Genomic DNA, 24,092 nt, shown 5'->3' with positions numbered 1-24,092 from the left:
ATGCATTTTGAATCATTCAGTGACTTTTTAGCGATGGGAGGGTATGCATCATATGTATGGGGTGCATACGGAATTTCGACTATCGCATTACTATGGATTTTATTGTCGAGCCTAAATAGAAGAAAGCGCCTTCTGGCGGATATACATAATAAAATGGCTCGAGAGCAACGAATTGAAGAAGCTAAAAAATTGGAGAACACACTATGAATCCGAGACGTAAAAAGCGCCTGACGTTAGCTGTAGCGCTTGTCTTTGGCCTCGGCGCAACAATTGGTCTAATGCTATATGCATTAAGCCAAAATATGGATTTGTTTTATACACCAACAGAGTTAGTGCAGGGTAAACCTGATGGTACTAAACCTGAGGTAGGACAACGATTACGCATTGGCGGTATGGTGGTTGAAGGATCTGTAAAGCGAGACCCACAATCATTAATCGTTACATTTGATGTTGCCGATGTCGGTCCTGCTGTCACGATTACCTATAACGGTATTTTGCCTGATCTATTCCGTGAAGGGCAGGGTATTGTTGCTCAAGGTGTGTTGGTTAACCCTACAACGATTGAAGCGCATGAAGTGTTAGCAAAACACGATGAAGAGTATATGCCACCTGAAGTTGCTGAAGCGATGAAGAAAACGCATGAACCTCTTCAATATTCAGATGAACAAAAACAAGGTAGTGTTCAATGATTCCTGAAATAGGGCAATTTGCCCTTATTGTTGCGTTGGGGTTATCAGCCTTGGCCAGCATCTATCCATTGTATGGTGCCTCTATTGGTAATCAGCCAATGATGCGTATGGCACGACCGTTGTCATACGGCGCTTTCGGCATGCTTGTATTGTCGTTTTTTGCCTTGTGCTGGTCTTTCTATACGAATGATTTTACGGTGACATATGTCGCGAGTAATTCAAACAGCTTATTACCTTGGTATTATCGAGTTACGGCCGTATGGGGTGGGCATGAAGGCTCTCTTCTATTATGGGTGTTGATTCAAGCTGGCTGGGCTGCCGCTGTTGCGCGCTTTAGCCGCGATATGCCTCTCGAATCTGTAGCACGTGTTTTGGCTGTTATGGGTATGATTTCAGTGGGTTTCCTACTGTTTATCATTGTTACCTCTAATCCATTTTTACGTCTACTGCCTTATTTTCCTGTAGATGGTCGCGATCTTAATCCTCTTCTACAAGACCCTGGTTTGATTATTCACCCACCTATGCTTTACATGGGTTACGTGGGTTTCTCTGTTGCTTTCTCTTTTGCTATTGCTTCACTAATGACAGGTCGTCTTGATACTGCATGGGCTCGTTGGTCTCGTCCTTGGACAATTGCGGCATGGTCATTTTTAACAGTAGGTATCGCACTAGGTTCATGGTGGGCTTATTATGAACTTGGCTGGGGTGGCTGGTGGTTCTGGGATCCAGTAGAAAATGCTTCTTTCATGCCTTGGTTGGCAGGTACTGCGTTAATGCACTCATTAGCGGTTACCGAGAAGCGTGGCACGTTTAAAGCGTGGACAGTTTTATTAGCTATTTCAGCTTTCTCATTAAGCTTGTTAGGTACGTTCTTAGTTCGTTCTGGTGTTTTAGTGTCGGTTCACGCATTTGCGTCTGATCCGGCTCGTGGCATGTTTATTCTAGGTTTCTTAATCGTTGTTATTGGTGGTTCATTACTGCTATACGCATTACGAGGCGGCAAAATTAAATCACGTGGTAGTTACAGTTTGTTCTCCCGTGAAAACTTATTGCTTTCCAACAACATCTTGTTAGTTGCTGCATTGTTAGTCGTACTTATCGGTACGTTGTTACCGTTAGTTCACAAGCAAATTGGTTTAGGTTCTGTCTCGATAGGTGTGCCTTTCTTCAATACCTTGTTTACATGGTTAATGATTCCGTTTGCCTTTATTTTAGGTATCGGTCCGTTAGTACGTTGGAAGCGTGATGAAATCGCTAATGTACGTAAACCAATGCTGGTTTCTGGTGCAATAACGTTACCTTTAGCCTTTGCATGTATTGCAATTTTTACTGATTCATTAGAACCAATGGCTGTACTTGGTTTAACAATGTCTATTTGGATCGTAATAATGCATGGCTTTGAGTTATATCAACGTGCAACGCATCGTCATAGTTTCATTACTGGTTTAAGTAAACTTGGTCGCAGCCACTGGGCGATGATATTGGGTCATATGGGTCTAGCAGTGTCGATTATCGGTATTACACTAGTATCGAATTATGATCTAGAACGTGATGTTCGTTTAGCTCCTGGTGAAACAACACAAGTTCAGGGTTACGATTTCTACTTTGACGGCTTACGTGATGCAGATGGACCAAACTATGATGGTTACATTGCTGACTTTACTGTCACGCGTAATGGTAAGTCGGTAACAACATTACATGCAGAAAAGCGTTTTTACAGTACAGCAGGCTCAATGATGACTGAAGCTGCTATTGATAGTGGAATTACCCGTGATCTATATGTTGCAATGGGTGAGAAACTGGATGATCACGCTTGGGCTGTGCGTATTTACTACAAACCATTTGTTAATTGGATTTGGTTTGGTGCTGCGTTAATGGGGCTTGGTGGTGCAATTGCAATTAGTGATAAACGCTACCGTTTCCGTAAAAAAGCGAGTGACAAAACAGTGTCAACAGTTAAGCAAACCGAGGTAACTAATGAATAAGAAAATTTTATTTATACCTTTGGTATTATTTTTAGCGTTAGCCGTTGTTTTCATGGTTCAACTTACACGTAATGCAGGTGGCGATGATCCGACGAAACTAGAATCTGTTCTTGTGGGTAAACCGGTACCAAACTTTAAATTGGAAGACTTGGTAGAAGCGGGCAAACTTTATGAGCAAGACATTTTTAAAGGTGAGCCACTGCTTTTGAATGTATGGGCAACTTGGTGTCCTACCTGTTATGCCGAACATAAATACCTTAATGAGTTAGCAGGTCAAGGGATTAAGATTATTGGCTTGAACTATAAAGACGAACGTCTTAAGGCTGTTCAATGGCTAAATGAGCTAGGTAACCCTTATATTCATAGCTTATTCGATGGTAACGGTATGCTCGGAATGGATTTAGGTGTATATGGTGCACCAGAAACATTCCTTATCGATGCTAATGGTATTGTTCGTTATCGTCATGTTGGTGATGTAAACCCGCGTAACTGGGCTGAAACATTAGAACCAATGTTTAAAGAACTTCAAGAGGAAGCGAAAGGATGATGAAACGTGTAATTACCATGCTTCTTGCTTTTGGCTTAATCGTTACTTCAGCACTACCTGCTTTAGCATCTATTGATGTTTATAAGTTTCACAGTGCTAAGGAAGAGAAAACGTTTCAAGATCTGACAGCAACCCTTCGTTGCCCTAAATGTCAGAACAATACGATTGCTGATTCTAACGCGACATTGGCGCAAGATATGCGCCAAAAAGTATTTGAAATGCTGGAAGAAGGTAAGAGTAAGCAAGAAGTTATTGACTACATGATTGCCCGTTACGGTAACTTCGTGACATATGATCCACCGTTGATGGCATCTACCTTAGTTCTGTGGATGGGACCTTTCTTATTCATCCTTGTTGGCTTCACTGTGTTAGTTGTTCGCTCTCGTAAAACTGAAGATGCAAAGAAAAAAACTAAACTAGCGGCAGATGAAGAAGTACGTCTCAAAGAATTATTAAATGAGATGGAGCAGCAAGAAAAAGCGGAGCAACACCCTCAGAATAAAAACGGTAAGGTGAAATCATGACACTGTTTTGGATTGTAACAGTTATTTTGGTTTTAATTGCAGGCGCAATCTTTGTCATTCCTATGTACAAAGGGAAAGAGCAAGATGATGTAGCTAGCCGCGATGAACTGAACAAAGCTTTCTTTAAAGATCGCATTAGTGAACTAGAGGAAGAAAACAGTGAAGGCTTGGTAGTTAATCAAGACGAACTGGTTTCTGAACTGCAACAGTCATTACTTGATGATGTTCCTATGCAGGCGAAACAACAAGCCGTTGGAATTAGCCCATTAATGGTGCTTCCAGGTCTAATTTTGCTTGTTGGTATCTGTTACGGTATGTATTTAAGTGTTGGCAGTTTGAATAAAGTTGAAGCTTGGCAAGAAACGGTATCGCGTTTACCTGATCTTTCAAAGCGTTTAATGGATGATCAAAATGCAGAACCGTTAAGTGATCAAGAAATGGATGACTTAACATTAGCTTTGCGTACTCGCTTACACGATAACCCAAATGATGCGACTGGCTGGCTATTGTTAGGGCGTATTGGCATGGCGAATCGTGATGCTGAAACGTCGCAAGGTGCAATGATTCGTGCTTATAAGCTTGATCCTAGCAACCCAGACATTCAGCTAGGTTACGCACAAACACTTATGTTGATCGGTGATCCTAATCAAGGTGACTTTGCTCGCCAGATACTGCGTTCAGTAGTGCAACGTGATCCAAGCAATACTCGCGCACTGTCTTTACTTGCTTTTGATGCTTTTGAGCGAAATGAGTACCAGCAGGCGGTGTCATATTGGACCATGATGAAAAACATCATTGGTGACAATGATCCGCGTGCAAATATGTTGACTCGTAGTATTGAGCGAGCACAAGCTCGTATTGATAAAGTGAATGCGGTTGATGTTTCGGCTGATAGTGTAACGGTTAATGTTGCACTCGATCCTGCAGTCTCATTACCAGCGCAAGGCTTCCTTATTCTATCGGTTCATTCTGCAGATGGTGCGCCAATGCCGATTGCGGCTCGTCGTATACCGCTTTCATCTCAGTTCCCTGTAACGGTAACGCTAGATGATAACGACAGTATGATACCAGAGCGTAAGATGTCGTCTTTATCTGAAATGATTGTGAAGGCACGAATTGATTCAGATGGAAATGTTATGACAAAGCAAGGTGACTGGTACGGTCAAAGTGATGTCTTATCGTTAGGGGCTTCTACTATTGTGACAATAAATAAACAATATCAATAACATTACTGGCACAAATGAAGCAGGCTGGATATTATTGTCCAGTCTGCTTTTTTATACCAATGAGTAACCAATTGACTAAAAATATTATTTTTTCTGTTTTGCTTTCAGCTAGCTTAGTCGGCTGTGCTGATACGCCTGAAAACCAGAAAAAAGAAACAGTACCAACAAATGTTGCGGAACAGATTAATGCTGAAGAGCTCGATTCAGTAAATGATGTGTATGACCCACTAGAAGGGTTTAACCGTGTAATGTGGGATTTAAATTATGATTATCTTGACCCATATTTAGCACGGCCTATTTCATTGGCATATGTTGATTACACGCCCAATCCTGTTCGGTTAGGTATTGCTAACTTTTTAGCGAACCTCGATGAACCAGCAAGTATGGTAAATAGCCTTATCATGCAAAATCCTGAAGATGCGGTTACCCACTTCAACCGTTTCTGGATTAATACCGTATTTGGTATTGCAGGCTTGATTGATATTGCTTCTGCCGCTGATATTACCACTCCTGGCGATCGTGCTTTTGGTGACTCATTAGGTTACTACGGTGTCGGTAATGGACCGTATTTTATGGTGCCGTTTTATGGCCCCGTTACCTTACGTGAAGGTGTTGGTGATGCTGCCGATGGTCTTTATTTACCACTAAGTTTACTCACGTTTTGGCAGAGTTTAGGTAAGTGGGCATTTGAGGGCATGGAAGATCGTGCAGCGCTAGTTAAGCAAGAAGCGTTACTAGAAGATTCCCCTGATCCTTATGTATTTACGCGTGATGCTTATATCCAGCATAAAAACTTCAGAGCGACAGGCGGTGAAGCTCCTGTTGATGAACCTGAAAATGAAGAATTGTTTGATGATTATTTGGATGAAATAGACGATTACTAAATTTAAGTGCCAGTGCTTTAGTATCTAAGAGCAGAAATATTGATAGATTAAAAAAGCGACCGATAGAAAAGGTCGCTTTTTTATGACAAACTTTTAGATTGATGTTTGCTGGGCTTTAGAAGCGGTAGCTTGCTTGCACACCAACAAGCCATATGCTGCCTGTGGTTTCACCTTTAAATTGTCCAAGGCTTGGATCCACTTCATTCATTGGTGCATCTTTGGCAAAGATGTACGTGAAGCCAGCATCAAGTGTTAGGTTTTGTGACCAGTTGTAGCCAGCACCCATACTCAGCCATAAGCGGTCAGTTTCTGGAATAGTTTGTGTGCGGTGCTCATCACTTACTGCTGATGTATCGTAAGCAATACCAGAGCGCAGCACGAGCTTGTTAGTGTATTGGTAAGTTGTACCCACAGCTAAGCGGTAGTTGTCTTCCCAGTTTTCTTCTTTAATCAGATCAGGATCATTACCATATAGCGATGGGATTTTAGCTTCCAACTTGTCGAAGCTGCTCCAATCTGTCCAGTTGAAACTAGCGTGTACCGCAACCTTATTCGTTAATTGGTGAAAGCTCGCAATTTCTGCTGTTGCAGGTAAAGTTAATGCCATGCTACCCGCGTAACTTGCGCTTGGCTTTTTACCTTTTTTTAGTGCTTCGAGGTCGTAAATAGCCCCAGAAGCACTACCTGTTAAGTTTAACTCAACTTCAGAACGGTAGTTGAAACCAATGCGATTATTCTCATTGATTTGCCATGCGGCACCCGCCTGCCAACCCCATGCTGTATCATCACCTTCCATGTACTTCAGGTCAGCGCCTTTAGGTACTGTAACTCCTGGAGCAAGAGGCATGTCAGAAGATGCAGCTGCACCAAAGTGACCCTCTCCCATAACGTAACGGATACCACCACCAACACTAAACTGCTCATTGATTTTGTAAGCAATGTTTGGGTTGATTTCAATCGACATAACCTTAGCTTGATTACCAAATTGCGTTGCTTGGTAATCACCCGCCAATTCAGTTTCCATACCGTAGTTAGTACCGAACGCTAAACCTAAAAATACTTTGTCGTTAAGTTGGTGTGATAGGTAGAAGTTAGGAATAACGGCTGAATTTGCAATATTGCTGGCTTTGGTTTGTGTACCGTTTACCGAACCTTCAACATCAATGTTAGGGTCAACATAAATAGCTCCAATAGAGAACTGTGTACCCTCAAGGTATGTCAGCATTGCAGGGTTGCGAAATTGCGCGCCAGCATTGTCTGCCATTGCAGCTTCACCAGCAAACGCACGGCCTAAGCCCGTTGCTGAATATTCTGCAAGTTGAAAACCAGCTGCCATTGTATTGGCGCTCATTCCCAGTGTTAACGCTGCTGCTAAAGATAATGTTATTTTATTCTTATTCATTGTTCTGCTTTGTTCGCTGAATTCTAATGTGCGAATAATACTCTTTAGAGTAAATACTTCATTTCTTTATTCGTTATAGCGCATTAATTGGACGTTTATGCTGATTTATCGAAAGTTAGTGGTGATAATGCGATGAAATTAGCATCAATAATTTTTTAATGATGATAATTGAGCGTACACGTGTGTATGTAAAAGCGTGTTTCAGCGTTCAACTGTACTCTGAAGGTGAAAGGTGATTGATTGTTATTTGGTAGTAATATGCCTTTAGTGCCTATAAACAAGGCGTTAAATTGATAATAAAAAAGGGAGCCTCAGGCTCCCTTAATATAAATAGTCAGTTATGTGTTCGCTGAAATTAGAACGAACGGCTGTACTGAATACCGTATAGTAGTGCGTTTGCACGAGTCGTTGCTGTGATTGGCGCTAAACCTGTCGACTCTGTAACTTTAACATCTTCACCCATTAGGTAGGTTAGGCCAAAATCAATATTTGATTTGGCATCTAGGTGGTAAGTAAAGCCACCAGAGAACCATTGGCGATCGGAGTCTGGTACAGAAATCGATGTTTTTTGATCTTGTGCGCTGGTGTCGTACATGTAACCAGCTCGTAGTGTCCAATCGTTATTAAGATAGTAAGTACCACCTAATGCATAGTGCCAACCGTCTTGCCACTCATAAGTGTTGAGGGTATCGCCACCAGTTGTTGCTAGTTTGTCAAATGCGCTCCAGCCAATCCACTGTACGCTGTAGTGAACTGCGAACAGATCGTTTAGCTTGTGGAAGCCAGAGAATTCAGCCATATCGGGCAATGGCATTTTTAATTTGTCACCACTAATGTCTGGGTTTCCGTCTTTGGATTTGATGTAATACATATCACCGTCAGTTTCTAGTTCTGGACTATAACGGTAGGAGAATCCAAAGCGGTTACGATCATCTAACTCGAAAACTGTACCCACATTCCAACCCACACCAACCCCATTAGCATCAACATCTAAAAGTTTAGTTTGAGAGTTTGATCCGTTTGGAATCAGTGGAGTTGTACGTTGAAGTTTACCTTCACCGTAGACGATGTCTAAACCAGCACCGACACTCCATTGTTGATTGATGCGGTATGAAGCGCTTAAAGCAAAGTTAATACTTTTAACGTCAGTTAAACCACCGTATTCATTCGCCACATAGTTACTATCGAATTCAGTTTTGGTACCAAAGTTAGAGTAGACACCCGCACCTACAGCCCATTGATCATTAATAGGGTGTATATAATAGATGTTTGGTACGTATGATATGTCACCGATTTGCTGGTCATTTAGATCTTGTCCAGCATATTTAGCATTCTTTACATCGATATCAGAATCGATCGCATTAAGACCTAACGAGATTGCTGGTGCATCGAATAAAGACATTGCCGCGGCGTTACGTGCCATTGCAGATGCGTTATCTGCAATAACTGCGTCACCAGCAAATGCGCGACCAAGGCCGGTTGCAGATTGTGCGTTAAGTTGGAAACCAGCAGAAAGAGCTTGCTGAGATGTTAGTGTGATTGCTGCAGCAATCATCGTTTTAGTAAACAGACGCTTCTTGTTCATATTTATTATTATTCCTAATCATTTACACTGCATGTCTATCTATATTGATAGATCGCGGATGATTGTAAGAGTGTTAGCTTATCTATCAAATCTGACCAGTTGTTAGTTTGTTGATTGTTATAGATAAGTTAATGCTTGACGAGGGGGATTGTACATAAATTGAGTGGAATGGTGGATGAGCAATCGCCAAATATGCAACAGGTGTAACATAAATACTTGTGATATGACTGATGAGAATAAAAAAGCCATCATTATTTTTAATAATGATGGCTTTAAGCAGTATAACGTTTGAAGTTACATTTGGCTGACTAGATGGTTAAATTTGCCAGTATAAATCTGATTCGATGCTTTTAATAATAGGCATAACGTCTTGTCCTTTTTCACCTACCACAATTAAGCTCGCATTTTTAATAGGCATTACAATGCCATCCATTTGCTTGTCGTTAAATGCCGTCATAGTTTTGCTTACTTCAGGTACGATGAAAACCGTGACTTTACCTTGTGGTGTATCCATCACCATGTGCAACGCATTTTTGTCACCAAACCCGCAGTGATTTACATACGAAACATGTCCGGGCAAGTTACTTAAGCGTGGACCAAAGGGTAACAATTTCGCGTTCACTTGCTGCAAGCTAACAGACTCATCAACAGTATTAACAAAAGGCGCTTCGGTGTGGACATGCTGTAGCGCAATCTGTCCAATGCCCTCAGCTTGTGCAGAAGGCAGTGCAAAGTGATTAAACTGACCGATCATTATGCCGACAGCTAACGCAACGGATGCCGCAATAGCCATATGGAAACGATTACTTTTTGGTTTTTCGTTAGGTTGCCCAGATTGATGAAATAGAATGCGATCGGCTAAGTCATCGGGCACATCGACCTTCATGGCTTTTTCTAGCTGGGCATCTAATTGCAATAGCTCATCGTATAACTTTCGATTGACTATCGATTCATTTCTGGCTGCCGACAAATCTGGGCTGTTATCGTTTGGATCAGCCAAAATTCGACGACGGAATTCAAGATCGTCCATTGTGGTGATCCCTCCGCTCAGATTGCTTTTCTATTTGGTCTTTTAACTGATTTCTCGCGCGAAATAAACGTGTCATTACCGTATTTCGGTTTAACCCCAATATTTCTGCAATTTCATCACCATTAAAACCGGCCATTACTTGTAACACGAGAGGCTCTCGATATTCAGGAGCGAGCTTCATAATTTGACGGTGTAACATCTGTTGTTCCATTTCCATTTCTGTTCCCTGTTGATGGGTATCAGCAATGGCATAGTCATCAATGTTGACAAGATCGAGTTGTTTTCGCTCAAAACGCCGTGCATTCTCTCGGCGTAAAATTGTAATCAACCATGATTTGGCTGCTTTGTCATCTTGTAGGCTATCTAAAGAACGCCAAGCCCTTAAGCATGTTTCTTGCACCAGATCCTCTGCTATATGGGGATCATGGCATAACCAATATGCATAACGGTATAAGTCTCGATGCCACGCCCTGACAAGGGCTTCATAACGTCTTTGTTTATTCATATCTACAGAGACCGTGGCATTTGGCGTTTTCTTACGGAAAAATTGTTTAATCATGAATTTGCCCGTTAATTTGGTGTCGACATCGCGATTATTGTTCGTTTTTTTTCATCGGATGCACGAATAAATGAATAATCAGCCATAAAATTGATCTGGTTCAAACTCTGACTTCAGCGGGAAGATATAGTAGTCCCTGTCATCTGATGATGAGTACGAATGTAGTTTCTGTGGAACAGTATTACATTCTGTGTTCATCGTCTGTTGAGCAAGATGACAACTTCCTTTTGAAGGCTGACTTTACTTTCTCTTATCAGGTTTATCCTGATTTGCAATTGGCTTTATGTTAATTGACTTAATACTTAGATTAGATGGTTTTTAACTTTCTATGCAATAGTGACCATACCTTAGGGTATGGTTTTTTTTTGTCTAAAGAAAAGTATAGGATGTTAACTTGTATCAGCTTGCTTTAGTTCCCCCAAGCCATTTCTGCACAGTATATCGGCTTTCTTCATACTGACTTATCTCTTTGTTATCTATTTTTCTTAACTAATATTCATATCTTATATGTTTTTAGGGGGGTGATTTGGGTTTTATCTTATAAATCATCCGTATTTATTGTCTCCCTCCACAAAAATAAAACATTTGTTTGAAGTTAATAACAATTTGATTACAATTGTTGTGGTCTGACCTCTAAATCGAACATGCAGTGTTCTGCATGCCAATACTGGCAGTTTTAAACTGGCCACTAACATTAATAAGGAGTAGCGATGACACGTATCCAAAACCTCACCACTCGTCAGGGTGAGCGCATCGCCGTTGTAAGTGGATTACGTACCCCGTTTGCTCGTCAGGCTACTGCCTTTAATGGCGTGCCTGCACTCGACATGGGGAAAATGGTTGTCAATGAGATGCTCCAAGAGCTCGATTTTGACCCTAAATTAATTGAACAAGTTGTCTTTGGCCAGGTGGTTCAAATGCCTGAAGCGCCGAATATTGCACGAGAAATAGTACTGGGTACGGGTATGCACATCGGTACTGATGCTTATAGTGTTACTCGCGCCTGTGCAACTAGCTTTCAAGCGGCAGCGAATGTGGCGGAAAGTATCATTTCTGGCACTATTGATATTGGAATTGCTGGCGGGGCTGATTCATCTTCGGTATTGCCGATTGGCGTATCAAAGAAGCTAGCCGCAACATTATTAGCGCTGAGCAAAGCGCGAACAATGAGTAAGCGTTTAAAACTGCTTAGTACATTAAGTGTTAAAGATCTTATGCCTGTACCACCCGCTGTTGCTGAATATTCAACGGGTATTAGTATGGGGCAAACTGCTGAACAAATGGCAAAAAGCCATGGTATTACTCGCCAAGAACAAGATGCACTGGCATACCGCTCACATACTTTAGCAGCTCAAGCATGGAAAGATGGTTTGATTCGTGGCGAGGTAATGACAGCTTTCCCTGAACCGTACGGGCAGTGGATTGATAAAGATAATAACATTCGTGAAGATTCAACCTTAGAATCTTATGCCAAGTTACGTCCGGCTTTTGATCGTAAATTTGGCACAGTGACAGCGGCAAACAGTACGCCATTAACCGATGGTGCTGCGGCTATTTTGTTAATGCGTGAAGGTCGAGCAAAAGAGCTAGGTCTTAAACCATTAGGTTACATTCGTTCTTATGCATTTTCAGCGATTGGTGTTGAGAACGATATGCTGATGGGGCCATCTTATGCGACGCCAATGGCACTAGATCGTGCTGGTATTAGTTTGTCAGATCTTACATTGATTGATATGCATGAAGCATTTGCGGCCCAAACGCTAGCGAATGTGAAAATGTTCGGGTCAAAGAAATTTGCCGAAGAAAAGCTAGGCCGTAGCCAAGCTATTGGTGAAATTGATATGGATAAATTCAACGTGCTTGGCGGTTCGTTAGCATATGGCCACCCATTTGCTGCAACAGGTGCTCGAATGATTACGCAAACACTGCGAGAGCTTCAACGTCGTGGCGGTGGTTTTGCATTGAATACCGCTTGTGCTGCTGGTGGACTAGGTGCAGCAATGATTTTGGAGGCAGAATAATGACACAGCATGAATCTGCAAATTCACAACCTTCCGCTTTCTCGTTAACGTTTGGCGATAATGGCGTTGCTTGGTTGAAAATTGATGTACCCAACGAAAAAATGAACACGTTGCAGTCAGCATTTGTTGATCAAGTAACAGATGTTCTTGCACAGTTGAAAGAAAAGAAAGACGTTAAAGGCATGGTGGTGTATTCCGGCAAGCCTGATAATTTCATTGCTGGTGCTGATATTCGCATGCTGGCTGCATGTCAAACGGCAGACGAAGCACAGCAATTAGCCGCAAAGGGGCAAGAGCTGTTTGCTCAATTAGAAGCATTACCATTTCATGTAGTCGCTGCCATTCATGGCCCATGTTTAGGCGGTGGTTTAGAACTTGCTTTAGCCTGCCATAGTCGAGTATGTAGTGATGATGGTAAAACACGCTTAGGTCTACCAGAAGTACAATTAGGTTTACTGCCTGGTTCAGGTGGCACGCAGCGTTTACCGCGTTTAATTGGTGTGGCTAATGCGTTAGATATGATTCTAACGGGCAAGCAACTACGTGCAAAGAAAGCGAAAAAGCTGGGTATTGTTGAAGAAGCGGTACCATTAAGTATCTTGCTTGATATAGCTGAAAAACAAGCTCTGAAAAGTAAGCCAAAACGCAAGGGCTCGTTCCAAGAGTGGGCAATGGGAGGCAATGCACTGGGTCGTTCTGTTGTCTTTGATCAAGCTGCGAAAAAAACACATGAAAAGACCCGTGGTAATTACCCCGCCGCAGACGCCATATTAGACGTAATCAAATATGGTCTGCAACATGGTATGAAGAAAGGCTTAGAGCAAGAAGCTAAGTGCTTTGGTGAACTGGTGATGACGTCTGAATCTGCCGCATTACGCAGCATATTCTTCGCTACAACAGCCATGAAAAAAGAGTCAGGTTCTGATGCCGAGCCAGCAACAATCAAGAAGGTGGGTGTGCTGGGTGGTGGCTTGATGGGTGGTGGTATCAGCCATGTAACGGCAACGAAAGCCGGCTATCCTGTTCGAATTAAAGACATATCAAATGATGGTATTAAAAATGCCCTTGTTTATAACTTCAAGTTACTCGATAAGCAGCGTAAACGCAGAATCATTAGTAAGGCTGAACTACAAAATAAAATGTTCAGTATTACGGGTGGTACAACATTTACTGGGTTTACGAATGTCGATGTGGTGATAGAAGCCGTTTTTGAAGACATTAATCTAAAGCATCAAATGGTAAAAGACATTGAGCAGCAAACATCGGATGATACGATTTTTGCGAGTAACACATCGTCATTGCCTATTCATCAAATCGCAGCTGCAGCAGATCGTCCTGAAAATGTGGTTGGCTTACACTATTTCAGCCCGGTAGAAAAAATGCCCTTGGTTGAAGTTATTCCACATCAAGGCACTGAAAATGGCAGTGCGACCTCTGAGCAAACCATCGCTACAGTCGTCGCTTTAGCGAAGAAGCAGGGTAAAACGCCGATAGTTGTCGCTGATAAAGCGGGTTTTTATGTGAACCGTATTCTAGCGCCATACATGAATGAAGCCGCTGCCGTGCTATTAAGTGGTGAGCCAATCGAACATATCGATCGTTCATTATTGGATTTCGGTTTCCCTGTAGGGCCAATAACCTTGCTCGATGAAGTCGGTGTCGATATTGGTGCGAAGATCAGCCCGATATTATTGGCTGAATTAGGCGAACGATTTAAAGCGCCGGATGTATTCGATCTATTACTGAGTGATGATCGTAAGGGGCGCAAGAGCGGCAAAGGGTTCTACCTATACAATACGAAGAAGAAAGAAGTTGATAAGAGTGTTTATAAACTGCTTTCTTTAGAACCAGAACAAAAAGCCGCAGGGCAAGATATTGCGCTTCGTTGTACGCTAATGATGTTGAATGAAGCGGCACGATGCCTTGATGAGGGGGTTGTTAAATCAGCACGAGATGGTGATATTGGCGCAATCTTCGGCATCGGTTTCCCACCATTCCTTGGCGGTCCATTCCGTTATATGGATACGTTAGGGGCTAAAAGGGTAGTAGAAATGCTGAAGGATCATACTGACAAATACGGTGGACGTTTTACGCCGTGTGACAGGTTGGTTGCGATGGCAAATGAAGAGCAATCTTTTTATTCATAGCATCTGTATTGTCTGAATATACGCCACTTTGTTATTTAAAATGTGGATGTAAAAGGTCTGCCTTGTTTTTTATAACAGCAGACCTTTTTTATGCACGCTGGCTATGGCTTCATGTGTCGCTGTTTTTTCGAATTAATGGGTTGCTTCTTTTTATCGTATTAAGGCTTCGTAAGCGAAAACGAGGCTCAAAAAAAGAGGGACGCAATAGATGGTAAGCAGTCATTGCCAGTGGAAGGGCAACGAAGCTATTTACGTTACAGACTAGTGTTAAAGTTAGCGTTGCGGCAGTAATAAAAATGGCAGCATAAAACACAATATCAAATTCACACTGCGATAGCCTACTTGCACAATGTGGGCAATGAAAGCTTTCGTTATAGCTACTCATTGGTGGCGCAGTTATATCCATTTCGCAATGTGGGCAGTATTGATTCATGACTTTCTCTTTTATTTTACTCATTCTTAAACGGAATATTATTGAGCGTTTATGTTTATAAAAATGGGTGCGACGGAGTGCCCATGCTTGTCGACTGAACCATAATTCTTAAACCGTTTTGTTTGTGATGGCTAATGAATAAAACTGATTAATAGAGACAATACGTGAATAAAGGTGGGGTTTAGATTTATTTAGTAGCCTTCATTACGTCATAAAGGCGCAGTGAAGGCTGTAAAACTAGGCTGTTTTTAACGTGCGTTCTGTTGGAATTCAGCTATTGATTCAATGGGTTGGCCTATATCCAAAGGTTGAAAGTTTTGATGTGCTTGGCCTTGGTAATGCATCACTATACGGTTTGCAGTACGTGGTTTTACAATATCGACGATAAATCGCACCATATCGGCACGGCTTAGGTTTTTGAGTGCTTCAATCACTTTTTTACGCTGGCTAAATGTTTCGTCCTTATTACCAATACTGACCCAAAAACGCTGAGCACGGCTGCGAAGGTTAGTGTCAGGTTCTGAAATTTGTGCGATTAATCCTTGTTTACTCGCTTGCCATTGTTCTTCATTGAGCTCTAATAATACGAGCGAGAAGGCATTGGTAAAATCGTCGATAGCTTCAGATAACAGCAATGGTCCAGCAACCGGGGACTGGATATATAAAATTAATCCGGGGTGGCGATTTAGGGGTAAATTGGCTGTACCAACCATATAACCTAATTGCTGCTTCGTTCTTAATTCATGAAAAAAGGTGGTCGACATTAAATGATTGGCTAACGTGTATACCGCTATTTTTCGTGGGGAAACTTCGCGCGACTGGTAATACATTAAAATAGCAGAATCGGCATGCTTGCCATTGATTTCGTAATTTAACGTACCTGACTTATTAAGCTGAACCAGTGGGCGCTGAGACTCGCCATAAAGCTGGTCGGTAACACGGAATGCATCTTTGAGTATTTCAGCTAATTGTAGCGTGTCTTCTTTTAACCAATTTCCGTAAACAAAGGTATCAATGTGCAGCTCTGCAAACATTGATTCAACAAAAACTGGAAGCTCATCAACATCGATAGACTCAAGCGCTTCAATCAATACCGGGTAAGGCGGGTTGTTGGGTTGAAGTAAGCCTGTAAGCTCATTAAAAAGCTGCGAGATAGGTTTATCTTCTGCCGCATTACGCCAGTTACGTAACATTTGCGCTTTGATATTATTAAAACGATTTTCATCAAATGTACGGCTGGCAAAACATTCTAATATTAACTTCATTAATAAGGGTTGTTTTTCACTAAAGCCAGATAGTTGCAGTGTTACACCACCTTGATGTGCGTATAGATTATATGACATACCAGCAATTTCAGCGGGGTAGGCTTTTTCGTTTATCGCCTCGAGTAGCATCTCTACACATAAGCGTGTTTTGACAATGTTACGAGGAGAGTTAACTGCGTGAGGGCTATCGATAGCAACGTAAATAACCCCTTTCGGTACACGAAAATCATGCTCTTGCTTATACCAAAGACGGAAACCGGGTAAGTCTTGAATTAATTGTGGCGGTAATTCTGATTCAGGTTCAAGTTCATGAGGGGTAAGGCGATCACAAAGGTACGGGTTTTTCTCTGATAAAAGATGCTCAGGATCGAGAGTAATATTCGTCCAGTCAGCTAATTGTTTGCCTGTGAACGGTGTTACGGAATAGGGCGTGGCATACCATTGTGCCGTTTGATCGTAATGTTGACCTTGGGCTGCTAACACTAATCGCATGTTTTCTGGGCGCAAGTAGGCAAGTAGATCGCGAATTAATGGTTCATTATAGCCAGCCATCATGTAATCACCGTAGATGACATCATCCGGAGCATAATGCAGTAAGTTCATGACTAAATAGCTTACCGTATCAAGTGGACGACTTTTTTCTTGATAACGGAATGCCAATTCTAAAACCGATTTTTTTTCTTCATAACGCCACTCTTCCATGCCTTGTTGTTGTATTAATGCAATGTATTGGAAGACAGACTTAACAATATCATCGGTATGCTCAAGACCTTTGAGTGTTAAGTTTAAGCTGATGGTAAATTCGCGAAAATTACTGCCATTGACACCACCACCGGCAGATAAAGTATTAATCAACTCCCGACTTTTTAAGACGGACATCAAGCTGCCAGTGCCTTCATTACCCAACATATGGGCGATGTATGACAAAGGTTTTTGCTGATAGTAGGCATCGACTGATGGCATGGTAAAAGACAGTGTTAGTTTACGAATATCTTTTATCGGCTCAATCTGAATAAATTGTTTTACTTCTTTTTGGGTTACAAGTGGTACCGGTATATCAGGTTTGGCTAATCCCGTGTTATTGATATGGCTGAAAAAGTCGTGAGCATATGCTTCTAACTCTTCGAGTGACTGAGAGCCTAATAGCACTAACCCCATTTTGTTTGCTGAATAATGCGTTTGATAAAAATGTAATAGATCATCTCGGATCGACGTATTATTTCGATCATCCAGCGTGGTTAAGTCACCTACAGAAAACTTAGTGAAAGGGTGGTTAGGGTTAATGGTTTCTTTATGTACTTGATAAAGGCGTCGTACGTCATCGTTTAGTTTTAATTTATATTCAGAATCAACGGCTTGACGTTCTTTGTCGACGGCTTCTTCATTAAATAATGGCGCGGTGAAAAATTGACCAAAGCGATCTAACCCTTCTTCAAAAGCATGGGGACTAACTTCAAAGAAAAATGTCGTATTTTCGGTGCCAGTCCAGGCATTGTTGCTGCCGCCACTTCGGTTTATGAATGTTTGAAATTCACCGATACGAGGGTACTTTTCGGTCCCTAAAAATAGCATGTGCTCAAGAAAATGTGCCATCCCTTGTCTATCATCAGGATCATCAAAGTGACCTACCTGAACAGATAACGCTGCTGCTGAGCGTGGTGCATTTGCATCGTGCACTAAAAGTACCTTGAGCTCATTAGCTAAGGTCAAATAGCGGTACTGCTTATGGTCGTTGGGGCTAATGTGCACAGGAAGAACCTTTTTCAAAGGGAATTAAGTAATTATGACCCTCATATAGCAAGCTGGCAAATTGGAAATACGTCTAATTATCTATATGTTAAATCAGTTGAATAGATAAAAAGTGATGAAATAAAAGGCATGCTTGTTAGAGCAGTGATCAATATGGGGAGTGATCCCACTGTCACGGAATGGCAATAGAATTGCTCGAATGGCTATGCTGTTTTGCCTGAAGTTGCTAGCATAGCGTTAGATATTCATGATTGGATAAGAATACACATGCGAATTTTTATCATGCGGCATGGTGAAGCTCAAAACTTTGCACCAAGTGATGCTGAACGCCCTCTAACGATTCGAGGTGAGCAGCAATCTAAGCAGGTAGCAAGCCAGTTAGCGACGCATTTAGAGGGTAATCTCGATCTTGTTTGGGTTAGCCCATACCTGCGTGCACAGCAAACGTGGCAAGTGATGACCGCTGAATTACCTGAAGCGAAAAAAGTCATAACGGCTGATAACATTACCCCTTATGGTGATTCAGAAGATGTTGCTGCTTATCTTAAAGCATTGATTGCTATTGAACGGCCTGAAACCGTGATGTTGATATCTCATCTTCCTCTTGTCGGATACCTAACGGCAGATATCGTTACGGGTATACAACCTCCCATGTTTAGAACGTCAGCGATTGCCGCTATTGACTACGATCCTGATACAGAGGTGGCTGAATTCTTATGGCAAGATGTGCCTGTATAAATAACAGATAAGAAGTTAATATTATAAGGCGCTGATTCTAATATGGAATTGGCGCTTTTTTACGAGTGTTATCGCAATTATGCAGTCCCATTTCATGATATGGCTAAATGGAACACTTCTTGCTTGTAGCTAATCATAAGTGCATTGTTTTGCCGCTTTTTATTGAGCCGATTCAATGAACACTCATTTAACCAATTTGAAATAGAAGAAACGGTAATAATGAAAACTAAAATATTAGCAGTAGTTAGTGCTGCACTACTTGTCGGTTGTGTTCAGGGTGGCCCTCAAAAACCAACGATTAATGCGAATGGTGCCATTAAATGGGCTAATGGTATCAGTGAAGAGATGCGCATTTCTACCTCGGGCAGTACGCTGACTTTTGCGTCACCGGGTAGCTTACTGGTTGCGGGATCAATTACTATATTTTCACGTATCGATAGTGCACGTAATGGATCTTGTGAGCATTATTACAGTGAATCATCAGTGAAAACACGGATGCAGATTTGTGAGAGTGGTGAAGTAACGCTGATTCAAGAGGGTCAGGTCATTAATGTTGGTTCATTAGCTAGATATACATATTAATAGGCGTTATTTTTTGGTGCGATAACGCCCAGACAACAACATTTGAACCGGTAGGTGTTCATTATGTTTAGTCTGGGGTTAATTGTGTATTGAATGTATACAACCTGCACTAGCGTTCAGGAATATCAATTAATACTAACAATGCACCGTTGCCACCAAACTCTAAAGGTGCTTGGTGAAATGCCATTACATCTGGGTGTTGTGCCAACCACAAAGGTGCTTTCTGTTTAAGTATATGCTTACCAATGCCATGCATTACACAGGCACAAGATACATTCTCTTTAATGCAAGCAGCTAACATTGCGGCTAACTCGCGTTTTGCTTCTTGTTGCGTCATACCGTGCATATCTAGATACATATCTGGTACATAGATACCACGTCGTAACTTTTTTACTTCATATTTAGACACACCAGTACGCGCATACTGCGTCGGGCCATGCTCATTTAGGTGCGGTTCAAACTCATCAGAGAAATAAAACTCGTGGTTTTGGGTTTCTTTACTCGAGACCTTGGCTTTATCAACCTTTGAGTTCTGTTGGCGCCGCGTGATTATGGTATCATGCGTGAACTTTTTTACGCCTTTTACCGCATCTTGGAAGAGTGACAACTCATCTTCTAAGTTAGGATTTTTTTTACTCATAATGAAATTCCAACATCTGTATGGCGGTATTGTAGCGTTTTTCGGAGGCTATTTTGGATAAGATTTTTGTCGACGAAGCTGTCAATGAACTTCACACTTTGCAAGACATGCTACGTTGGACTGTCAGCCGTTTCAATGCTGCTGGTCTTTTTTATGGTCATGGTACAGATAATGCGTGGGATGAAGCTGTTCAGCTTGTACTTCCAACACTGTATTTGCCACTTGATATTCCGTCAGAAGTGCGTTTTTCACGCCTGACGAGCAGCGAGCGTTTACGTGTAGTTGAACGTGTTATTCGTCGTATTAATGACCGTACACCAGTGTCATACATGACAAACAAAGCGTACTTCTGTGGTTTAGAATTTTTTGTTGATGAACGTGTACTTGTACCGCGTTCGCCGGTAGCTGAACTGATTGAAACGCAATTTGAACCGTTTTTACAACAAGAGCCAACACGAATCATGGATTTGTGTACAGGTAGTGGTTGTATTGGTATTGCTTGTGCACATGCATTCCCTGATGCAGAAGTGGATCTGGTTGATATTTCAATCGATGCACTGGCAGTGGCCGAGCAAAATATTCACGACCATGGTTTAGAGCAGCAGGTTATTCCGCTACGCTCTGATCTATTACGTGATGTACCTAAAGATAAATACGATCTGATTGTAACCAATCCTCCTTATGTTGATCAGGAAGATATGGACAATCTACCCGAAGAATTCCGCCATGAGCCAGAGCTTGGTTTAGCGGCAGGTACGGATGGGTTGAAACTGGTTCGTCGTATTCTTGCCAATGCACCAGATTACCTGAAAGACGATGGTATTCTGATCTGCGAAGTGGGTAACTCTATGGTTCACATGGAGCAGCAATATCCAAATATCCCATTTACTTGGATTGAGTTTGCTAATGGTGGTCATGGTGTATTCATGATGACACGCCAACAGTTACTAGACTGCAAAGATGAGTTCTCTCTGTACCGCGATTAATCGTGTAAGAGTGATTACGTCTGAATGGTAGTCGAATTAAAAAACCGGAGTCAGTTCATCACTGCGCTCCGGTTTTTTTGTATCTAATTGTAACTAGGTGCATTTTAGCTTGTTACAACAGCACTAAGCTTGCCCTTCAGCCTGCTTTGCCACCAAATCAGCCATGATGGCATCTTTATTCGTTAAGTAATCTTCTAAACCAGCACGGCGCAAGTCGCAAGACGGGCAATTGCCACAACCATCACCAATAATACCGTTATAACAGGTTAAGGTTTTCTCACGAACAAAGTCTAATTGCTTGTATTGATCGGCTAAAGCCCAGGTTTCAGCTTTGTTTAGCCACATTAGTGGTGTTTCGATCTTTAACGCGCGATCCATGCCTAAAACCAATGATTGATTTAGGGATTTCACAAATTCATCGCGGCAATCAGGGTAACCAGAAAAATCGGTTTCACATACACCAGTGATAACGGCTTCAGCGCCAATCTGATATGCATAAATACCAGATAACGTTAGAAATAAAATATTTCTGCCCGGTACAAACGAGTTAGGTAACCCGTTTGCTTGCAGTTCGTGTGAAACTTCAATGTTGTCGCGTGTTAAAGAGCTAATGGCCAGTTCATTAAGCAAACCAACATCCATCACTTTATGGGCAGTGATACCCAACTCTTTCGTTATCGATTGTGCCACTTCAATTTCCAGCTTATGACGCTGGCCATAATCAAAAGTGATGCAATGCACTTCGTCGTAGTTCTCAATAGCTTGGATTAGACAGGTTGTGGAATCTTGTCCACCACTGAATACGACAACAGCTTTACGCATGGGAATGTGTCCTTATTTGTAGCCTTACCGAAAAACAGTCGGTACCGACTCAATAATATGTAGATGAGCGACTATCGTACCCTAGGGCGTGTTGACGTTTCAAGATTCGGCTAGAATTTGAAACGTCAACACGCCCTAGATCGGGTATAGAAAAAAGTGTAAAAAAAAACCGTAGACAAGCTACGGCAAACGAAAGGTATAAACCTTACAAACACAACAAATTAGATAAATGTATTAATGAATTAAAATAGGCAGACAAATAAATTGCTAATTTACAATGTACCTGTTTGTTCAAATGCAGCTAATTGAGCTAGGTAAGGTGATATATCACCAATGTTTTCTTGTACCCATTCAGCATTAAAGTAGGTATCGAGGTAGCGTTCACCGCTGTCGCAGAGTAAGGTCACAATAGATCCGGTTTCGCCACGGGCTTTCATTTCACTCGCGAGTTGCAGTACGCCAAAAAGGTTTGTTCCGGTTGATGCGCCCGCTTTTCGCCCCAGTAACTTTTCAAGCCAATGCACAGTGGCAACGCTGGCTGTATCAGGAATTGTACGCATTTCGTCGATCACATCAGGAATAAAACTAGGCTCTACGCGTGGGCGACCAATACCTTCAATACGGCTTCCTGTTGTTCCTGTTAAATGAACATCTCGGGTTTTGAAATAGGTGTGGAATACTGAGTTTTCAGGGTCGACAACACACAATTTAGTGTCGTGCATTTGATAGCGAATATAGCGGCCAATAGTGGCAGATGTACCACCCGTACCAGGGCTCATTACGATCCAAGTTGGAATAGGGTGCTCTTCTAACTGCATTTGTTCAAAAATGCTGTTCGCGATGTTGTTGTTTCCACGCCAGTCAGTGGCACGCTCCGCAAAGGTAAATTGATCCATATAATGGCCATTGAGCTCTTTTGCCAGACGACGCGATTCTTCATAGATGGCATTGGGGCTATCGACCAAATGTGCACGACCGCCGTAAAATTTAATTTGTTCAATCTTCTTGCAAGCCGTTTTACGAGGAACAACAGCAATAAAGGGCAAACCCAATAAGCGTGCAAAGTAGGCTTCAGATACCGCAGTGCTACCTGATGATGATTCTATAATCGTGGTGTCTTCATTAATCCAACCATTACATAACGCATATAAGAACAATGAACGTGCCAAGCGGTGTTTAAGGCTACCTGTTGGGTGAGTGCTTTCATCTTTGAGATAAATGTCGATGCCTTCTAAACAAGCGATATCAAGCTTGATCAGATGCGTATCAGCAGATCGCTGGTAGTCGGCTTCAATTTTGCGTATGGCGCTATTTATCCATTGAGGATTTCTGCTTTTAGCCTGCAATTCATTCTTCATTTTATATCCTTAAATGTCTGATTAGGCTGATTTAATTATTCATTTTGTGACCCAGTATTATTCTTATTTATACTGTTAGAATTATAGTACTGCACTTGAGAGAAAAAGCTTTGCTTTGTTTATTGTAAAGTACGCATAATAGAGAAAAATATTCTCTGCTTTGAGCCTTGAAGGAAAGTAATGAACAGTTTAGATAACGTTGATAAAACATTGCTTCGGTTGTTGCAGCAAAATGGAACAATGGCCTTAGCCGATTTAGCAGAAGCGGTGAATCTGACAACAACACCTTGTTGGAAACGCCTTAAGCGACTGGAAGAAAGTGGAATACTTCGTAAACGTGTTGCTTTACTTGATCCCATTAAGCTGGGGTTATCATTTACTGCATTCGTGCAGATTAAAACCAGTAATCATTCGAAAGAGTGGTATCACTGTTTTGTCGAGACGGTGTCTGAATTTCCAGAGGTAATGGAATTTTATCGCATGGCTGGCGAATATGATTACATGATGAAGGTACAAGTCGCTGATATGGCTGCATTTGATAAATTTTATAAGAAGTTGGTTAACAGCATAGAAGGATTAACCAATGTGACATCGACGTTTGCGATGGAGCCTCTAAAATATACCACCGCATTGCCTTTATAAATTATTGTCTTTATAAGCGATGGCGGTTTATAAACCTCTGGCTATAAATCTGGTGTTTCATCGTGTTGTCGATTTATTGCACATGCTTTTAGATCCTGCTTGTAACGCAGGCAGGATTAACCTCTGTTTTTAATTTGACCACTATATTGTGGTTGAATTCCTCTTTAACATCTTGAAAATAGGTGTTAACAGTTTGTTTTTCATTTCATATTATATCAATCACTTACTCTTTATTTAGTTAATTGCCAAATGGTTCAAGGCGAAGCCTAGGTACTCAT

At 41.7% G+C, this 24,092-nt stretch carries 22 protein-coding genes; 13 read left to right on the top strand and 9 right to left on the bottom strand.

Features of this window, described 5'->3' with window-relative positions:
• The 7 genes from ccmD (at window position 1) to C9J47_RS09285 (ending at window position 5,855) form a co-directional block, all read left to right on the top strand.
• Window positions 1-207: a heme exporter protein CcmD gene (ccmD, locus tag C9J47_RS09315; RefSeq protein ID WP_041393941.1), complete on the top strand. Its 207-nt coding sequence runs from the start codon at window positions 1-3 to the stop codon at window positions 205-207.
• Window positions 204-689 carry a cytochrome c maturation protein CcmE gene (gene ccmE, locus C9J47_RS09310; protein WP_107253262.1) on the top strand — a complete coding sequence of 162 codons (486 nt, stop codon included), beginning with the start codon at window positions 204-206 and terminating at the stop codon, window positions 687-689. The genes ccmD and ccmE overlap by 4 nt, the downstream gene beginning before the upstream one ends.
• Window positions 686-2,674, top strand: a complete 1,989-nt coding sequence (locus tag C9J47_RS09305; RefSeq protein ID WP_107253261.1) for a heme lyase CcmF/NrfE family subunit — start codon at window positions 686-688, stop codon at window positions 2,672-2,674. The genes ccmE and C9J47_RS09305 overlap by 4 nt, the downstream gene beginning before the upstream one ends.
• Window positions 2,667-3,221, top strand: coding sequence for a DsbE family thiol:disulfide interchange protein (locus C9J47_RS09300; protein WP_107253260.1), 555 nt, complete (start codon window positions 2,667-2,669; stop codon window positions 3,219-3,221). The genes C9J47_RS09305 and C9J47_RS09300 overlap by 8 nt, the downstream gene beginning before the upstream one ends.
• The gene (locus C9J47_RS09295; protein WP_211321735.1) at window positions 3,221-3,745 is read left to right on the top strand and encodes a cytochrome c-type biogenesis protein; all 525 of its coding nucleotides are present in this window, start codon (window positions 3,221-3,223) and stop codon (window positions 3,743-3,745) included. Before C9J47_RS09300 ends, C9J47_RS09295 begins: the two co-directional genes overlap by 1 nt.
• Window positions 3,742-4,971, top strand: a complete 1,230-nt coding sequence (gene ccmI / locus C9J47_RS09290) for a c-type cytochrome biogenesis protein CcmI (RefSeq protein WP_107253258.1) — start codon at window positions 3,742-3,744, stop codon at window positions 4,969-4,971. The genes C9J47_RS09295 and ccmI overlap by 4 nt, the downstream gene beginning before the upstream one ends.
• Window positions 4,972-5,042: 71 nt before the next feature.
• Window positions 5,043-5,855, top strand: a complete 813-nt coding sequence (locus tag C9J47_RS09285) for an MlaA family lipoprotein (RefSeq protein ID WP_425440596.1) — start codon at window positions 5,043-5,045, stop codon at window positions 5,853-5,855.
• A gap of 115 nt (window positions 5,856-5,970) precedes the next feature.
• Here C9J47_RS09285 and C9J47_RS09280 read toward each other — a convergent pair whose 3' ends face one another.
• The 4 genes from C9J47_RS09280 to C9J47_RS09265 form a co-directional block, all read right to left on the bottom strand.
• Complete coding sequence (locus C9J47_RS09280) at window positions 5,971-7,257, bottom strand: outer membrane protein transport protein (RefSeq protein ID WP_107253256.1); 1,287 nt, start codon at window positions 7,255-7,257, stop codon at window positions 5,971-5,973.
• Window positions 7,258-7,612: 355 nt separating this feature from the next.
• Complete coding sequence (locus C9J47_RS09275; RefSeq protein WP_107253255.1) at window positions 7,613-8,842, bottom strand: outer membrane protein transport protein; 1,230 nt, start codon at window positions 8,840-8,842, stop codon at window positions 7,613-7,615.
• A gap of 316 nt (window positions 8,843-9,158) precedes the next feature.
• Window positions 9,159-9,872 (bottom strand): DUF3379 domain-containing protein, encoded by a 714-nt coding sequence (locus C9J47_RS09270; protein WP_107253254.1) that lies wholly within the window; start codon window positions 9,870-9,872, stop codon window positions 9,159-9,161.
• Window positions 9,859-10,431 (bottom strand): sigma-70 family RNA polymerase sigma factor, encoded by a 573-nt coding sequence (locus tag C9J47_RS09265; protein ID WP_107253253.1) that lies wholly within the window; start codon window positions 10,429-10,431, stop codon window positions 9,859-9,861. Before C9J47_RS09265 ends, C9J47_RS09270 begins: the two co-directional genes overlap by 14 nt.
• Window positions 10,432-11,141: 710 nt before the next feature.
• Here C9J47_RS09265 and fadI point away from each other — a divergent pair.
• Together fadI and fadJ are read left to right on the top strand one after the other, a co-directional pair.
• Window positions 11,142-12,452 (top strand): acetyl-CoA C-acyltransferase FadI, encoded by a 1,311-nt coding sequence (gene fadI / locus C9J47_RS09260; RefSeq protein ID WP_107253252.1) that lies wholly within the window; start codon window positions 11,142-11,144, stop codon window positions 12,450-12,452.
• On the top strand, window positions 12,452-14,599 hold the full coding sequence (fadJ, locus tag C9J47_RS09255) for a fatty acid oxidation complex subunit alpha FadJ (RefSeq protein WP_107253251.1): 2,148 nt from the start codon (window positions 12,452-12,454) through the stop codon (window positions 14,597-14,599). The genes fadI and fadJ overlap by 1 nt, the downstream gene beginning before the upstream one ends.
• Before the next feature lie 109 nt (window positions 14,600-14,708).
• On the opposite strand, the gene C9J47_RS09250 is transcribed toward fadJ, so the two are convergent.
• Both C9J47_RS09250 and C9J47_RS09245 read right to left on the bottom strand, forming a co-directional pair.
• The gene (locus C9J47_RS09250) at window positions 14,709-15,032 is read right to left on the bottom strand and encodes a hypothetical protein (protein WP_107253250.1); all 324 of its coding nucleotides are present in this window, start codon (window positions 15,030-15,032) and stop codon (window positions 14,709-14,711) included.
• Between the two features lie 248 nt (window positions 15,033-15,280).
• Window positions 15,281-18,046, bottom strand: coding sequence for an insulinase family protein (locus C9J47_RS09245; RefSeq protein WP_107253249.1), 2,766 nt, complete (start codon window positions 18,044-18,046; stop codon window positions 15,281-15,283).
• 267 nt (window positions 18,047-18,313) lie between these two features.
• Here C9J47_RS09245 and sixA point away from each other — a divergent pair, with 267 nt between their 5' ends.
• On the top strand, window positions 18,314-18,784 hold the full coding sequence (gene sixA, locus C9J47_RS09240) for a phosphohistidine phosphatase SixA (protein WP_107253248.1): 471 nt from the start codon (window positions 18,314-18,316) through the stop codon (window positions 18,782-18,784).
• A 219-nt stretch (window positions 18,785-19,003) separates the two neighbouring features.
• The gene (locus tag C9J47_RS09235; RefSeq protein ID WP_107253473.1) at window positions 19,004-19,366 is read left to right on the top strand and encodes a hypothetical protein; all 363 of its coding nucleotides are present in this window, start codon (window positions 19,004-19,006) and stop codon (window positions 19,364-19,366) included.
• Between the two features lie 109 nt (window positions 19,367-19,475).
• Here the strand turns inward: C9J47_RS09235 and smrB are convergent, their stop codons facing one another.
• Window positions 19,476-20,006, bottom strand: coding sequence for an endonuclease SmrB (smrB, locus tag C9J47_RS09230; protein WP_107253247.1), 531 nt, complete (start codon window positions 20,004-20,006; stop codon window positions 19,476-19,478).
• 53 nt (window positions 20,007-20,059) lie between these two features.
• Here smrB and prmB point away from each other — a divergent pair, with 53 nt between their 5' ends.
• Window positions 20,060-20,992 (top strand): 50S ribosomal protein L3 N(5)-glutamine methyltransferase, encoded by a 933-nt coding sequence (gene prmB / locus C9J47_RS09225; protein WP_107253246.1) that lies wholly within the window; start codon window positions 20,060-20,062, stop codon window positions 20,990-20,992.
• A 123-nt stretch (window positions 20,993-21,115) separates the two neighbouring features.
• Here the strand turns inward: prmB and queC are convergent, their stop codons facing one another.
• Both queC and C9J47_RS09215 read right to left on the bottom strand, forming a co-directional pair.
• The gene (queC, locus tag C9J47_RS09220) at window positions 21,116-21,814 is read right to left on the bottom strand and encodes a 7-cyano-7-deazaguanine synthase QueC (RefSeq protein WP_107253245.1); all 699 of its coding nucleotides are present in this window, start codon (window positions 21,812-21,814) and stop codon (window positions 21,116-21,118) included.
• A 272-nt stretch (window positions 21,815-22,086) separates the two neighbouring features.
• Window positions 22,087-23,172: a PLP-dependent cysteine synthase family protein gene (locus C9J47_RS09215; protein ID WP_107253244.1), complete on the bottom strand. Its 1,086-nt coding sequence runs from the start codon at window positions 23,170-23,172 to the stop codon at window positions 22,087-22,089.
• A 180-nt stretch (window positions 23,173-23,352) separates the two neighbouring features.
• On the opposite strand from C9J47_RS09215, the gene C9J47_RS09210 reads away from it, so the two are divergent.
• A complete protein-coding gene (locus C9J47_RS09210; RefSeq protein WP_107253243.1) occupies window positions 23,353-23,814 on the top strand; it encodes an Lrp/AsnC family transcriptional regulator in 462 nt (153 codons plus the stop codon).
• The last annotated feature ends 278 nt before the right edge of the window (window positions 23,815-24,092 follow it).

The sequence above is a fragment of the Photobacterium indicum genome (assembly GCF_003026215.1).
GTDB classification, from domain to species: Bacteria; Pseudomonadota; Gammaproteobacteria; order Enterobacterales; family Vibrionaceae; genus Photobacterium; species Photobacterium indicum.
Note: the sequence above shows the minus strand (reverse complement) of the source record. Positions and strands in the feature narration are given on the sequence as shown.